Genomic DNA, 14,076 nt, shown 5'->3' on the forward strand with positions numbered 1-14,076 from the left:
GCAAAGGCATCGTCGATATTGACGTCAAAATGCGGCAACCTACCGATCTTCCGGCGGTACATCCCGAATGAGCGAGGCCGCAATCAAAAGCCAGAAAACGGCGACGAATTCCAGTACAGTTGCGGACTTTTGGTTGTAAATTTACCTCGGCGATAAGCCGTCATTATTTGTGGCGATTGGTGAAAGCCAGATAGGATTCGCTAACAGAGTAGCGGAATCGTGGATCGTGTGTGTATCTTATCTAAAGTTGTAAATCGTCGCTGGCGCGCCATGGTGATGCATTTTTCATTCTGCTACCTATATCGCAATTAGGAGTTGGGATTAACATCACAATGAGCGGTAGTGACGCACATTTCTCAGTGAATACCCGCCTAACCCGCCTGTTGGGCGAGACCTATCGCTCAAGCGAGGCTGCATTAAAGGAACTCGTCGACAACGCCTGGGATGCCGATGCCAGAAATGTCTGGATTACTTTACCGTCTCCTATGACGAGCGAAGCAATCATTGTGCGGGACGATGGCGCGGGGATGACCTCTCTCGAAATGCAGAACGAGTACCTGAACATCGCGAGTGACAAGCGAGCGCGGACTGGCGAGCGGACGCCGTTCTTGAAGCGAAAGGTCAAGGGGCGCAAGGGTATCGGAAAGTTTGCAGGTCTGTCGCTTGCTAACCGCATGGACGTAATCGCTGTGGCTCGGGGGCGCAGATGCCACCTGACCATTGACAAAATGGCCCTTACCGAAAACGAAAACGACCTGGAGTCCGTGCCACTACCTTTCTTGGAACAGGAAGCCGCAAGTAATGAGGTCGGCACCTCGATAGTTTTGTCACATCTCGACAATCGTTTGAATTTTCCGACACCTGATCGTTTTCGGGAGTTGCTGGTTCACGAGTACGGACGCGAAGATAGCTTTAAAGTGTTCGTCAACGATGTTCGGTTGTCGGTCGAAGATGTGCCAGGCGTTTCCAGGCAGGTTGAAGAGGTGCTGGCCGAGAGCGGAGTTGTCCGATTACATTTTACGATCGCGGACGGCAAAAAAGCTCCAAAATCCCCTGGCATTGTGCTCAAAGTCGATGGGAAGGTCGTCGGAAAACCCATGCTCTTCGGATTGGATGATGACGACGAAATCCCACTAAAATTGTCGAAGCGCGTTTTTGGCGAGGTCGAATTGGATGGCAACGATCACTTTGTCACCGCCGACTGGGGCGGAGTAATCGAAAACAGCAAAGCATTCCAGGAAATCCAAGGCTACGTGCAATCGATAGTAAAGCAGGGGCTGCAGGAAACGCACGCTCGCGACATGCAATTGCAATTGGCTCGATTGAAGCGGCAGATCGATTTGCGGCTTCAGCAGCTCCCGGAGCATCGTCGACGCTATGCGGAGGAGGCGCTGAACCGCATACTGCGACGCTTCTACGGTGAGAGTGAAGATCGGATATCGACGATCGCCGAAGTGGCCTTGGACGCGATCGAGCACGATGCCTACTGGGCTGTGCTCGAGCGAATAAACATGACAAGCCGAGGTGATGTCGGTTCATTCGCTGAGGCGCTAGAACAGTTTGGGCTTGTCGAACTCTCCGCTATCGCTGCTCAAGCCGCTCGCAGATTGCAGTTTCTCGATTTCCTGGATGAACTCATTCAAAACGACGCAACGCTTGAACAAAACATGCATCAAGCGCTCGAAACAAATCTCTGGGTGTTAGGCCGACACTACGCCACGATGGCATCGAACACGACGTTGAAGAGCATCATCGCCAAGTACGGAAATGCGAAATTCACAGGCGATCGTGCCTCGAAACGACCGGACCTCCTTTTGTCGCAGGATCTCGGCGATAGCTTCTTAATCATCGAATTCAAACGTCCCAGTCATCCCATCAGTCGCGACGACATCGCCCAGGCAGAAAAATATAGAGATGATTTGTCGACCACAGTGACTTCGAAGAGTCCTCTCAAAATCTTGATGATAGGGAAGGGACGAGCGGATTCGATCGATGCCCGTTACGTGCCGGACACGATCACTATCAACTCCTATGTGAGCTTAGTATCGGCTGCTCGAACTGAACTGAACTGGTTGATGAATTCGCTTGCCCGTTGAGATGAGGTTGACGCCCCTTCCAATTCGGTTTTCGAATACTCGATTGATCCATTTCTGAGGCGCCGGGTCATTAAAGCATGTCGCGCAAAAGTGTGCTGCGGTTTTGCGATAACGACATGCGTAAAAATAACGACCCAAAGCGCGGGAAGCGAATCTGAAAGATCGCGACGTGCTTTAGCCGTGCTGGCATTTCCTGGTGGTCTTCAAGCGATCAGCTGCGGAACCTCAGGACCAATTGCCGGAAGCCCAAGTTCAGTCCGCGCCAGTTCGCACTGCGTGTCCAGCATTGCGAGCAGATTTTCACCAAGGGCGGTATGCACTTTTGTCGCGTCCGACCAGCGGTAAAACCTCCCGTCTTGCAAAGATAAGACTGCAAAATCATCCGGCCGACGTTGAAGTGGAAATCGACCTGCCACAGTGCATAATGCGGCTAGCACAAGATTTCCGCTTAGTTGCTGCTGAGTATTCCAAACATGAACTGCGGTTCGTCGCCCGTCGAGTTCCAATAATAAGTCAGGTTGAAAGGTTACCTTAAAAAAGCCGCGTGGACTCAAAAAAGTGAGAGCAGGACATGCTTCGAGTGCGCCTGGATTGTCCTCTCGCCATTTGAAAAATCGTTCAAGCCCTCGTTTGGCGGAGGCTCGCTCCGGAGCCTTCCTTATCTGATCTGTCGACGCTAATACCTGTACCTCTGACAGACCCTCGAAAGCAATCTGCTGAATTCGTAGTCGGAGGCTTCGGTGATAATCGAACCCGCCTTTGCTCGGCTTGTGTCGTTCGCGGATCGTTCGCTTCTGCGGTTTAGGATTAAGGCAAACCAACTTCAACAAAAAAGAGAAGCCAAATGTCTTTATCGGTGCCATCACCAATCCCTTCGAGAGTGGAGGACACTCAGGGTGTCCGCGGGTCATTCCTGTGCTGATTTCTACCGAGTATCTTTGTTTTCTGTTTGTTCCAGGTTGTCTTCCGGACGCCCGAAGCGCCCGGAAAATCATAACTAGAGAGGTTGACCAATTTCACCGCTCATTGGGCCAACACCATGTTGATCAGCACTCAGCCCCAGAACTGACCAACCTTCTCAGCTGCACCCGCTCGTAGCACCGCACGTATCGCACTTCTCGCAGGTCCCATTCCGCACCATCGTGAAGTTCTGGCACTCCGAGCACATGTTGCCGGTATAACCCTGCATGATCGAACGCTGGCGGCGTTCGGCTTCCATCTTCTTGGCTTCGGTCTTCGCCGTTGCGGCGTCCGCTGCCGCCTTGTCGGAGAAGAGGGCGGTGGCGTCGCTGGTAACTTCCTCGATCACCTCTTCGGCGATCTCTTCGGCCAATTCCTTGGCGCGCTCCTCGTAATCGCGCTTGAAGGCGACGATTTCGGAGGTGGAGATGGCGGTGGCCGGCTCCAGCTTGCGGGCAGCACTGCCGGCAAAGGCGGTGACGGTGCCGGTGGAAGCGGCGCGGGCAGGGGCGGCGGTCGCCGCTCCCTTGGGTTCGCCCGCCTGGCGTTCGCTGCCGGCGCCGGAGACGAGCGTCGGCTTGTAGCCGCGGGTCCAGCCGGTGGAGAGCAGGTTGGTCTTGCCTTCCTGGATGCCCTTGCCGAGCGCCGTGTTCGAGAAATCGGACGTATCGACATGGGCGAGGTCATGACGGCCGAGATAGGAGACGGCAAGCTCGCGGAAGACATAATCGAGGATCGAGGTGGCGTTCTTGATGGCATCGTTGCCGATGACCATGCCGGCCGGCTCGAACTTGGTGAAGGTGAAGGCCTCGACATATTCCTCGAGCGGCACGCCGTATTGCAGGCCGAGCGAGATGGCGATAGCGAAATTGTTCATCATCGCACGGAAGGCAGCGCCTTCCTTGTGCATGTCGATGAAGATCTCGCCGAGACGACCGTCGCCGAATTCACCGGTGCGCAGATACACCTTGTGCCCGCCGACGGCAGCCTTCTGGGTATAGCCCTGGCGGCGGTTCGGCAGCTTCTCGCGTTCGCGCGAGACGCGTTCGATTACCCGCTCGATGATCTTCTCGGTGATGGTGACGGCCTGGGCGGCGACCGGCGCCTGCAGCAGTTCCTCCAGCGCATCCTCGTCGCTCTCATCCTCGATCAGCGAGGCGTTGAGCGGTTGCGACAGCTTCGAACCGTCGCGATAGAGAGCGTTGGCCTTCAGGCCGAGCTTCCAGGACAGCATGTAGGCGTTCTTGCAATCCTCGACGGTTGCCTCGTTCGGCATGTTGATCGTCTTGGAAATCGCGCCCGAGATGAAGGGCTGGGCGGCAGCCATCATGCGGATGTGGCTCTCGACCGAGAGGTAGCGCTTGCCAATCTTGCCGCAGGGATTGGCGCAATCGAAGACCGGCAGATGCTCGGCCTTGAGGAAGGGCGCGCCTTCCAGCGTCATGGCACCGCAGACATGGATGTTGGCGGCTTCGATGTCCTTCTTCGAGAAGCCGATATGGTCGAGCAGGCTGAAGCTCATGTCGGAGAGCTGCTCGTCGGAAACCTTCAGCGTCTCCTTCAGGAAGTCGGCGCCGAGCGTCCACTGGTTGAAGACGAACTTGATGTCGAAGGCGCTCTTCAGCGCGGCGTTGACTGCTTCCACCTTCTCGTCGGTGAAGCCCTTGGCCCTCAGCGTCGACGGGTTGATCGCCGGCGCCTGGTTCAGGTTGCCGTGGCCGACGGCATAGGCCTCGATCTCGGCGATCTGGCTTTCCGAATAGCCGAGGGTGCGCAGCGCTTCCGGCACGGCGCGGTTGATGATCTTGAAGTAGCCGCCGCCGGCGAGCTTCTTGAACTTGACGAGGGCGAAGTCCGGCTCGATGCCGGTCGTGTCGCAATCCATGACGAGACCGATCGTGCCGGTCGGCGCGATGACCGAGACCTGCGCGTTGCGGTAGCCATGCTTTTCGCCGAGTTCGAGGGCCTTGTCCCAGGCCGACTTGGCATGGGCGGCAAGATCCTGATCCGGGTTTTCCGAATGGATCAGCGCGACCGGGTCGATCGACAGCGCCTCATAGCCGGAGGTTTCGCCGTAAGCGGCGCGGCGATGGTTGCGGATGACCCGCAGCATGCTCTCGCGGTTCGGCGCGAAGTTCGGGAACGGCCCGAGTTCGCCGGCGATTTCGGCCGAGGTCGCATAGCAGATGCCGGTCATGATCGCGGTCAGCGAACCGGCGATGGCGCGGGCCTCAGTGGAGTCATAGGGAATGCCCGACGACATCAGCAGGCCGCCAATATTGGCGTAGCCGAGGCCGAGCGTGCGGTATTCGTAGGAGAGTTCGGCGATCCGCTTCGACGGGAACTGCGCCATCATGACCGAGATTTCGAGCACCACGGTCCACAGGCGCACAGCATGTTCATAATCGCCGATATTGATGCGCTTGGTGGCCTTGTCCTTGAACTGCAGGAGGTTCAGCGAGGCAAGGTTGCACGCCGTGTCGTCGAGGAACATGTATTCCGAGCACGGGTTCGAGCCGCGGATCGGGCCGCCGGCCGGCGAGGTATGCCAGTCGTTCATCGTCGTGTTGAAGTGGATGCCCGGATCGGCCGAGGCCCAGGCGGCATAGGAAATCGTTTCCCAGAGGTCGCGCGCCTTCAGCGTCTTCATGACCCTGCCGTCCTTGCGGGCGGTCAGCTTCCATTCGCCGTCATTTTCGACGGCACGCAGGAAGTCGTCCTTGATCGAGACGGAGTTGTTGGAGTTCTGGCCCGATACCGTGAGGTAGGCTTCCGAATCCCAGTCCGTGTCGTAGGTCTTGAATTCGAGGTCCTTGTAGCCCTGGCGGGCGAACTGGATGACGCGCTGGACGTAGTTTTCCGGAACCTGGTCCTTCTTGGCGGCGCGGATTTCGCGCTTCAGGGCAGGGTTCTTGGCCGGATCGAAGCAATCGCCGTTGTCGCCTTCGCAATTGAAGCAGGCCTTCATGATCGCCTTCAGATGCTTGGCGACGATCTTCGAGCCGGTGACGAGAGCAGCAACCTTCTGCTCTTCCTTGACCTTCCAGTTGATGTATTCTTCGATATCGGGATGGTCGATATCGACGACCACCATCTTGGCGGCGCGGCGCGTCGTGCCGCCCGATTTAATGGCGCCGGCGGCGCGGTCGCCGATCTTCAGGAAGCTCATCAGGCCGGAGGAGCGGCCGCCACCGGAAAGCTTTTCGCCTTCGCCGCGCAGCATCGAGAAGTTGGAGCCGGTGCCGGAGCCGTATTTGAAGAGGCGCGCTTCACGCACCCAGAGATCCATGATGCCGCCTTCGTTGACGAGGTCGTCTTCGACCGACTGGATGAAGCAGGCATGCGGCTGCGGATGTTCGTAGGCCGACTTGGACTTGGTCAGCTTGCCGGTGAAGGGATCGACGTAGAAATGGCCCTGGCCGGGGCCGTCGATGCCGTAGGCCCAGTGCAGGCCGGTGTTGAACCACTGCGGCGAGTTCGGGGCGACGCGCTGGGTGGCGAGCATATAGGCAAGCTCGTCCTTGAAGGCGGCAGCATCTTCTTCCGAAGAGAAATAGCCGCCCTTCCAGCCCCAGTAGGTCCAGGTGCCGGCGAGACGGTCGAAGACCTGGCGCGCATCGATTTCGGAGCCGGTCTGCTCATCCTTCGGCAGGTTTTTCAGCGCCGCATCGTCGGGAACGGAGCGCCACAGGAAGGAAGGAACGTCGTTTTCCTCGACCTTCTTCAGCCGGGTGGGAACGCCGGCCTTGCGGAAATACTTTTGCGCCAGAACGTCGGTGGCGACCTGGGAGAACTGCGCGGGAACGTCGATATTCTCGAGGCGGAACACGATCGAACCGTCGGGGTTCTTGATCTCGCTCGTCGCCTTGCGGAATTCGATATCCGCATAGGCGCCTTGCCCGGCCTTCGTGAAACGACGTTCGATGCGCATGGTCTTGACCTCGTGTTGGCGCCCGGTCCCCGCGACCGGGGCGCAAAATTTCTATCCGGCGGCACATTGTCGTCGTGCAGCCAGTCTCGTTTCCGTATTGTCACAGGGGTGTCATCCGGAGATGTCCTTCCTGTATCTTGTGGTGATGGTGGCTGCAAACGCTAAATATAGTATTAACAGCTTATTATCGCCAGTCCCGACGTCACTTTTTTTGGAGGCTGAAAATCGCGCAGAGATCCTGTCAGGACTGACACCGTTCCCGGCACATCGCCCTGATTCCGCGTCCTGGTTTTCAATAGGGAACCGGGCTCGTTACCTCCGGTCCTGTCGCCGCCGCAACATCAGTAACAATAAAGTTTGAAACGGGTGATTCCGTCAAGGGCTGGCCGTTAATTGATTGCTAACCACAACATCTTGTGGATGCGCCTGTGGAGATTGGGGAAAGCCGGGGAGTGCTGAAATTACAAGGGCTTGCAGGTGATGCCGGCTAAGAAAAACGGCGCGGCGGCAAAAAAGCGCCCTGAGGCAAATCTTGTGATGGCATTTTCAGTGCAAATGCGCATGCCGATTCGCGCCTGCGCAAACACCCTTCAGAGCGCATCGATGGCGATGGTGACGGTCGCCACGCCGATCGGCTTTTCCTGCTCGTCGACGACGACGAAGCTCGCCTGCGTTTCGAGCATCTGGGTGGTTTCGTTGCGTTCCGCCCGGTCAATGAAGATCTCGCGGGAGCCGTTGGCGAAGGTCTTGAGATATTTTTCCTCGTCACCCTGCCAATAGTCGGCGGTGATCGTACTCTGCCCGACATTCAGCCCATGACTGTCGGTGACGAAAAATTCGACGATCGCGCCCTGCGAGGCGTCCTGCTTGGATTTCAGATAGTGCGAGACCGACTTGTCGAGCAGCAGCTTGACCATATGCGGGTGAGGCTGGCCGATCTCGGACCGGTAGGCCTCGTCGAGAACCCGCATATCCATTTCGCTGACATTGCCGAATTCCGTATTCTGCTCGCCAATGGCATTCAGCACCAGCGGCGTTTCGACGATCGGCCTGACCCGTCGTTCGACATAGTCGCGCACGAGGGGCACATAGGCAGGCTCGGCGCGGGCCGGGTGCAGCGGAAGCAGAGATGCCGCCAGCCCGACAGCCATACTCACTCTGAGATGCCCCCACTGCGCCATCTTGCTTCCTCGTACCATATTTCCAACTGCACCTTTTAGGCGCAACCTGACACGATTCTCTCGCCGCCCGAGTCTATGAGCATAAGTTAAAATAGATGGGGGCAAGCCGATAGCGGAATCGGGAGATCCCGCTGACAAAATCTGGAACAATTTCAAGTGGTAAATACAAGGAGTGCGCGCCGCCGTGGCGGCGCTCAGCGTGCGCCCTTGGCGATCGGCTCTTGATAGGTGAAGCCCATATCCCAGGGGAAGTAGATCCAGGTATCCTGGCTCACCTCGGTCACGAAAGTATCGACCGTCGGCACGCCTTTCGGCTTGGCGTAGACGCAGGCGAAATGCGCCTTCGGCAGCATGCCGCGCACCTGTGCCGCGGTCTTGCCGGTATCCGTCAGGTCGTCGATGACAAGCACGCCTTCGCCCTCATTTTCCGTCAGCTCGGGTGTGATCCCCTTCAACAACACCATGTCGCCCTGGTTCGCATAGTCATGGTAGGAGGCGACGCAGACGGTTTCGATCAGCCGGATGTTCAGCTCGCGCGAAATGATCGCGGCCGGAACAAGGCCGCCGCGGGTGATGCAGACGATCGCCTTGAAGGTCTGACCGACGCCGGCAAGCCGCCAGGCAAGCGCACGCGCATCGCGGTGGAACTGATCCCAGGAAACGGGAAAGGCTTTATCGGGAAGGGACATCGGGCTGCTCCGCGGCATGATAGAGATAACACGCCGTTTGCCGGCGACCGGACGGGTTTGAAACGGCGATCGGCAGAACGAGAAACGCGCAAGCTGCAACTGCGCGAGCTGCTACTGCGCGAGACGTGGCCGAGGCTCAAAGCCGTCATCGGTCGCTGCAATTAGCGGGATTTGCCGGTAAAAGGCAAGAGCGACCAGCTAGCGCGATAGCAGGGTCAGCGCCGTCATCGATTGCAGCACGGTCTTTGTCGTGCCGCCGAAGATCGTCTGCCAGAGCCAGGAATGCGTATAGGCACCCATGACGAGGAGATCGATGCTGTGGTCCGAAAGCCGGTTCTCGATGATGTCGGACGTGTGCTTGTCGATCGTTTCCGCCGTCGAAAGCGTCGCCTTCACGCCGTGGCGGGCAAGTGTGGCGGCAATCTCGGCACCTGACGTCAAAGGCGATTGCAGCGCCGTATCGGCCGGATCGACCGAGAGGATTTCCACGTCGTCCGCCAATTTCAGGATCGGCAGCGCGTCGAAGGTCGCGCGCGCTGCCTCCTTCGAGCCGTTCCAGGCAATCAGCACGCGCTTGATCGGCTTGGGCTGGCGGATGATATAGGGGATCATCAGCACCGGCCGGCCGGTCTCGAAGAGGAAGCTGTTGACGTCGACATGGCTGTCGGAGGGTTTGGCGGGGTCGGCCTGCGACGCAATGAGCAGATCGGCGCTGCGGGCGCTTTCGATCAGCGGCGAGGCGCCGTAGCCGGTCGATGTGGCGAAGCTTCGCCACTCGGAAGAGCCGCCTGCCGCCGCCGCTTTCTCTTGAAAGATGCGCTCGACTGCGATCGTTTCACTATGCGCCATATCCTGCAGCGCCTGCACGGCTACAGGGTCGGGAATTTCCATCGGCGCCACGAGTGGCACGGCGGAGATGATTTCGGCATGCAGGCCGATCACATGGGCGTCGTTTTCGGCGGCGAGGGCAAAGGCGAAATCGGCAACGGCGCCGCTATTGTCTGTCGTATCGAGAATGGCGAGAATGGTTTTGTAAGACATATCAATTCTCCTTGCGCTGAAATGGTTTGCGCGAGGGAGGAATGCACCGGCTCCTTCTGCTGTTCCTTGACCGATATCAAGGACGGCCGGCTCTCCTAAGCCTCGGCGGAATGGTTTTCGGCGATGTCCTTCCTCCGGCGGATGGCGTCGATCATTGCATGCACCTCGGCGCCGGCCGCATCGATCACCGTCTGCGAGCGGCCGCGAACGACGATCTCGGTGAAGAATTTCTGGCCGACATATCTGGGGTAGGAACCGATACTGGTTTCCGGATGCGCTTTCTGGATCGCCGTCAGCGGCGTGCCGATCTCGCCTTCGCCGTAAGGGCAGGGGATCGCCAGCGAAAGCACCGGCGTACCGGTCCGCAGCGTCGGCAGCACATTATCGACCATCGCCTGGAAGACCTGCGGCACGCCGGCCATGACATAGACGTTGCCGATGATGAAGCCCGGCGCCGTCGAAACAGGATTGGCGATGTGGGCAGCGCCCCGCGGCATGCGCGCCATGCGTTGACGCGCCTCGGTGAATTCCATCTCGCGGCGCCTGTACATATCGGCAAGCAGGGCCATCGCCGCTTCGTCATATTCGCAGGGCAGGCCGAAAGCCTTGGAAATGGCATCGGCGGTGATGTCGTCATGCGTCGGCCCGATGCCGCCCGAGGTGAAGACATAGTCGTATTTGCCGCGAAGCGCGTTCAGCGCGTCGACGATCGCCTCCTCGTCGTCGGCAACGATGCGCACCTCTTTCAGGTCGATGCCGGAGAGCGTCAGCAGATCGGCGAGATGGCCGATATTCTTGTCCTTGGTGCGGCCGGAGAGAAGTTCGTCGCCAATGGCGAGCATGGCGGCGGTGACGACGATGTCATGGCTCATGGGATGTTCCGTGATGTGAAGCTCGCAAATAGGTAGCGCCCTTGCGCCACTTTGCAAACAGCCGCCGGTGCGTTGCTTCGTCTCAGAGAAGCAAAGCAAGTGAATTTTCGTCTACGGCCGTTGAACAGTGCGTTCCCGACGGCAGGGCTGTGTTCAACGGGGCTCGCTGCTAGAACTCCCCCGACCCATGAATTTTAACCAGCGCTCCAAGGGAGATTGAAGATGGCGAAGGTCCTCGTCCTTTATTATTCGGCTTACGGCCATATCGAAACCATGGCTTACGCCGTTGCCGAAGGCGCGAAGTCGGCCGGCGCAGAGGTTACCGTCAAGCGCGTGCCCGATCTGGTTCCGGAAGAGGTGGCCAAGGCTTCCCATTACAAGATGGACCAGGCCGCTCCGATCGCCACCGTGGACGAACTTGCGGACTACGATGCCATTATCGTCGGTGCCGGCACCCGCTTTGGCACGGTTGCCTCGCAGATGCGTAATTTTTGGGATCAGACGGGCGGCCTCTGGTTCGCCGGCAAGCTGGTCGGCAAGATCGGTTCGGTCTTCACCTCCTCGGCAACACAGCACGGCGGCCAGGAATCGACCATCCTCGGCTTTATCCCGACCTTCCTCCACCAAGGCATGGTCGTCGCCGGTCTTCCCTATGCCTTCCAGGGCCAGATGGGCACCGAAGAAGTCAAGGGCGGCTCCCCCTACGGCGCTTCCACCATCACCAACGGCGACGGCTCCCGCCAGCCTTCCGAGATCGAACTGGAAGGCGCGAAATACCAGGGCGCCCATGTCGCAAAGCTTGCCGCCAAGCTCGCCTGATCTTTGCTGCGGAATGTTAGAGGCGCGGCGGGTGCGAGCCCGCCGCGTCTTTTCTTTTACCCCATGACGCCTGGCGTCCACCGATCGTCGTTGCCGTCAACTGAGAGGTGATTTTTTACGCCTCGCAGCTCTTCCCATCGCCAATGACGCAAGATATTGAAAACGCAGCAAGCGGGCGTGGCGAAATTGGTAGACGCAAGGGACTTAAAATCCCTCGGCCTTGGCTATACGGGTTCGATCCCCGTCGCCCGCACCACCTTCATACTCCGGTTTGAATACGCTGCTATTGAATATGCACATATATTGTGCATAAAGGTTGGTTGTCGCTTGACAAAGACATTTTCGGTGCAAGCATTGCGCCGCGACGGTGGAGTAAGTGTTGTCTTCTGGGAGTAAGACGATGGTTTACGATTGGAGTGGGACTAGGGCCCGGCGCATCCGGATCTTTAAAACCAGTGCCGCGCTTGTTCTGGGAACTGCGATGGCCGCGATACTGCTGTTCTTCTGGGCGGTTCAATTGCGCGGATTTTAGAGCGTCCTTAGTGCGTCCGAGATGACGCGCTAAGGACGCTCTATCGATATTCAATCAGCACATCGTCCCGAAATCGATTTTCGGGACGATGTGCAGCCTGTTCCTGACAACAATCACCGTTCTGCCAATGGAAGCGCGTTCGATACTTTTGCGTCGCGCCATCTGTTGATCACCCAGCCGGCCACAAGTCCGATCGCGGCGCCCATGGCCTTGATGCCGGCATCGTGCAGGCGCGCATGACGGGTCGGCACGAGATATTGCAGATATTCGATGGCAACTGCGCCTATGATCACCAGCACGGCAACCGTCTTCCATTGTTTCGGATAGGCGAGCGCAAAGGCCAGGCCGAGGAGCACATAGGCGCTTGCGCGGTCGGTATTGACCGTCGTGACGGTCTCCGGCCTCAGCCCGATCGGCGAAACTGTCACGAAGAGGATGAAAGCGAGCAGCAGCCAGGCAAGCGGCTTTGCGAATTTGAGTATAGTCATGCGCGCTATATTAATGGCCGCCGCTTTCATTGACAGTTAAAATCAGTCCATGTGCCGCCGATTTTGCATTTGGCTTAAGAAAACCTTGTCCAAGGGCAATATGGAGCCCGCTCGCGAGCGAACCGGAAGCCGCCAAAACAGGCTTTCATTTTCCGGCCCGCTCGTGCGATAGCGGCGGTGGATAAATCTGAGAATGGACCACGCCCGTGACGAGACTTGATGTCGAAAGCGCCGAACAGGCAATGCGCAGCCTCTTTCCCGCAACGCCGCTGCAGCTCAACGATCATCTCTCGGCCCGGTATGGCGCCGATATCTGGCTGAAGCGCGAGGATCTGTCGCCGGTGCGCTCCTACAAGATCCGCGGCGCCTTCAATTTCTTCCGCAAGGCGATCGGGCAGGGAGCTGCCGGCAAAACCTTCGTCTGCGCCTCGGCCGGCAACCACGCCCAGGGTTTCGCTTATGTCTGCCGCCATTTCGGCGTGCCGGGCGTCGTCTTCATGCCGGTAACGACGCCGCAGCAGAAGATCGACAAGACCCGCATGTTCGGCGCCGAATTCATCACCATCCGGCTGATCGGCGACTTTTTCGACCAGTGCTATCAGGCGGCGCGCGAGCATGTGGAAGCGGTCGGCGGCGTCATGGTGCCGCCCTTCGACCACGTCGATATCATCGAGGGCCAAGCGACGGTTGCAGCCGAAATCATGCAGCAGCTGCCGGAGGGAACCGTGCCCGATATGGTTGTCCTGCCGGTTGGCGGCGGCGGGCTTGCCGCAGGCATCACAGGTTATCTCGGCGGCACCGTGCCGAAATCGGCATTCGTCTTCGCCGAGCCCGCCGGCGCGCCGAGCCTGAAACGCAGTATCGAGGCGGGTGCGGTGACGACGCTTGGCAAGGTCGACAATTTCGTCGATGGCGCTGCCGTCGCCCGCATCGGCGACCTGAACTTCGCCGCGCTTCGCGATTTTCCGGCCGAGCAGGTGCGGCTGATGCCGGAGAACGCCATCTGCGTCACCATTCAGGAGATGCTGAACGTCGAAGGCGTCGTGCTGGAGCCGGCCGGCGCTCTGTCGCTGACGGCGATCGCCGCGATGGATGCCCAGGCGATCCGCGGCAAGACCATTGTCGCCGTCGTCTCCGGCGGCAATTTCGATTTCGAGCGCCTGCCTGACGTAAAGGAAAGGGCCATGCGTTACGCGGGGCTGAAGAAATACTTCATCCTGCGGCTCGCCCAGCGCCCGGGCGCGCTTCGGGATTTCCTCAATCTGCTCGGTCCGGACGACGATATCGCGCGCTTCGAATATCTGAAGAAATCGGCGCGCAACTTCGGCTCGATCCTGATCGGCATCGAAACCAAGGCGCCCGACAACTTCGCCCGGCTCATCGCGAATTTCGAAGCCGCCGGCATGGGTTACGAGGATATCACCGACAACGAGATCCTCGCCAACCTGATCATTTGACTTGGCGGAA

10 protein-coding genes and 1 tRNA gene are annotated in these 14,076 nt (G+C 58.6%); 4 read left to right on the forward strand and 7 right to left on the reverse strand.

Features of this window, described 5'->3' with window-relative positions; genetic code table 11:
• Positions 1-332: 332 nt before the first annotated feature.
• The gene (locus tag ATY76_RS13305; RefSeq protein WP_088675224.1) at positions 333-2,096 is read left to right on the forward strand and encodes an ATP-binding protein; all 1,764 of its coding nucleotides are present in this window, start codon (positions 333-335) and stop codon (positions 2,094-2,096) included.
• Positions 2,097-2,299: 203 nt separating this feature from the next.
• Here the strand turns inward: ATY76_RS13305 and ATY76_RS13310 are convergent, their stop codons facing one another.
• The 6 genes from ATY76_RS13310 to ATY76_RS13340 form a co-directional block, all read right to left on the reverse strand.
• Positions 2,300-2,959 (reverse strand): hypothetical protein, encoded by a 660-nt coding sequence (locus ATY76_RS13310; protein WP_088675225.1) that lies wholly within the window; start codon positions 2,957-2,959, stop codon positions 2,300-2,302.
• 215 nt (positions 2,960-3,174) lie between these two features.
• Positions 3,175-6,987 carry a vitamin B12-dependent ribonucleotide reductase gene (locus ATY76_RS13315; RefSeq protein WP_088675226.1) on the reverse strand — a complete coding sequence of 1,271 codons (3,813 nt, stop codon included), beginning with the start codon at positions 6,985-6,987 and terminating at the stop codon, positions 3,175-3,177.
• Between the two features lie 590 nt (positions 6,988-7,577).
• Positions 7,578-8,168: a hypothetical protein gene (locus ATY76_RS13325; RefSeq protein ID WP_088675227.1), complete on the reverse strand. Its 591-nt coding sequence runs from the start codon at positions 8,166-8,168 to the stop codon at positions 7,578-7,580.
• Positions 8,169-8,362: 194 nt separating this feature from the next.
• The gene (gpt, locus tag ATY76_RS13330; protein WP_088675228.1) at positions 8,363-8,857 is read right to left on the reverse strand and encodes a xanthine phosphoribosyltransferase; all 495 of its coding nucleotides are present in this window, start codon (positions 8,855-8,857) and stop codon (positions 8,363-8,365) included.
• 198 nt (positions 8,858-9,055) lie between these two features.
• Positions 9,056-9,898, reverse strand: a complete 843-nt coding sequence (locus ATY76_RS13335) for a universal stress protein (protein WP_088675229.1) — start codon at positions 9,896-9,898, stop codon at positions 9,056-9,058.
• Positions 9,899-9,993: 95 nt separating this feature from the next.
• Positions 9,994-10,770, reverse strand: coding sequence for a competence/damage-inducible protein A (locus ATY76_RS13340; protein WP_088675230.1), 777 nt, complete (start codon positions 10,768-10,770; stop codon positions 9,994-9,996).
• A gap of 222 nt (positions 10,771-10,992) precedes the next feature.
• On the opposite strand from ATY76_RS13340, the gene wrbA reads away from it, so the two are divergent.
• Together wrbA and ATY76_RS13350 are read left to right on the forward strand one after the other, a co-directional pair.
• A complete protein-coding gene (wrbA, locus tag ATY76_RS13345; protein WP_088675231.1) occupies positions 10,993-11,589 on the forward strand; it encodes an NAD(P)H:quinone oxidoreductase type IV in 597 nt (198 codons plus the stop codon).
• 171 nt (positions 11,590-11,760) lie between these two features.
• Positions 11,761-11,845 (forward strand) — tRNA-Leu (locus ATY76_RS13350).
• A 389-nt stretch (positions 11,846-12,234) separates the two neighbouring features.
• On the opposite strand, the gene ATY76_RS13355 is transcribed toward ATY76_RS13350, so the two are convergent.
• The gene (locus tag ATY76_RS13355; RefSeq protein WP_088675232.1) at positions 12,235-12,609 is read right to left on the reverse strand and encodes a VanZ family protein; all 375 of its coding nucleotides are present in this window, start codon (positions 12,607-12,609) and stop codon (positions 12,235-12,237) included.
• A 206-nt stretch (positions 12,610-12,815) separates the two neighbouring features.
• Here ATY76_RS13355 and ilvA point away from each other — a divergent pair, with 206 nt between their 5' ends.
• Complete coding sequence (gene ilvA / locus ATY76_RS13360; protein WP_088675233.1) at positions 12,816-14,066, forward strand: threonine ammonia-lyase; 1,251 nt, start codon at positions 12,816-12,818, stop codon at positions 14,064-14,066.
• Positions 14,067-14,076 lie beyond the last annotated feature (10 nt).

This window comes from Rhizobium sp. R339, from assembly GCF_002211395.1.
GTDB lineage: Bacteria > Pseudomonadota > Alphaproteobacteria > Rhizobiales > Rhizobiaceae > Rhizobium.

What these genes read in the sequence shown, in the direction of transcription:
- ATY76_RS13315 (WP_088675226.1), bottom strand. Translation starts at nt 6,987, where the DNA reads ATGCGCATCGAACGTCGTTTCACGAAGGCCGGGCAAGGCGCCTATGCG.
- ATY76_RS13335 (WP_088675229.1), bottom strand. Translation starts at nt 9,898, where the DNA reads ATGTCTTACAAAACCATTCTCGCCATTCTCGATACGACAGACAATAGC.
- ATY76_RS13355 (WP_088675232.1), bottom strand. Translation starts at nt 12,609, where the DNA reads ATGACTATACTCAAATTCGCAAAGCCGCTTGCCTGGCTGCTGCTCGCT.
- ATY76_RS13305 (WP_088675224.1), top strand. Translation starts at nt 333, where the DNA reads ATGAGCGGTAGTGACGCACATTTCTCAGTGAATACCCGCCTAACCCGC.
- wrbA (WP_088675231.1), top strand. Translation starts at nt 10,993, where the DNA reads ATGGCGAAGGTCCTCGTCCTTTATTATTCGGCTTACGGCCATATCGAA.
- ATY76_RS13325 (WP_088675227.1), bottom strand. Translation starts at nt 8,168, where the DNA reads ATGGCGCAGTGGGGGCATCTCAGAGTGAGTATGGCTGTCGGGCTGGCG.
- ATY76_RS13340 (WP_088675230.1), bottom strand. Translation starts at nt 10,770, where the DNA reads ATGAGCCATGACATCGTCGTCACCGCCGCCATGCTCGCCATTGGCGAC.
- gpt (WP_088675228.1), bottom strand. Translation starts at nt 8,857, where the DNA reads ATGTCCCTTCCCGATAAAGCCTTTCCCGTTTCCTGGGATCAGTTCCAC.
- ATY76_RS13310 (WP_088675225.1), bottom strand. Translation starts at nt 2,959, where the DNA reads ATGGCACCGATAAAGACATTTGGCTTCTCTTTTTTGTTGAAGTTGGTT.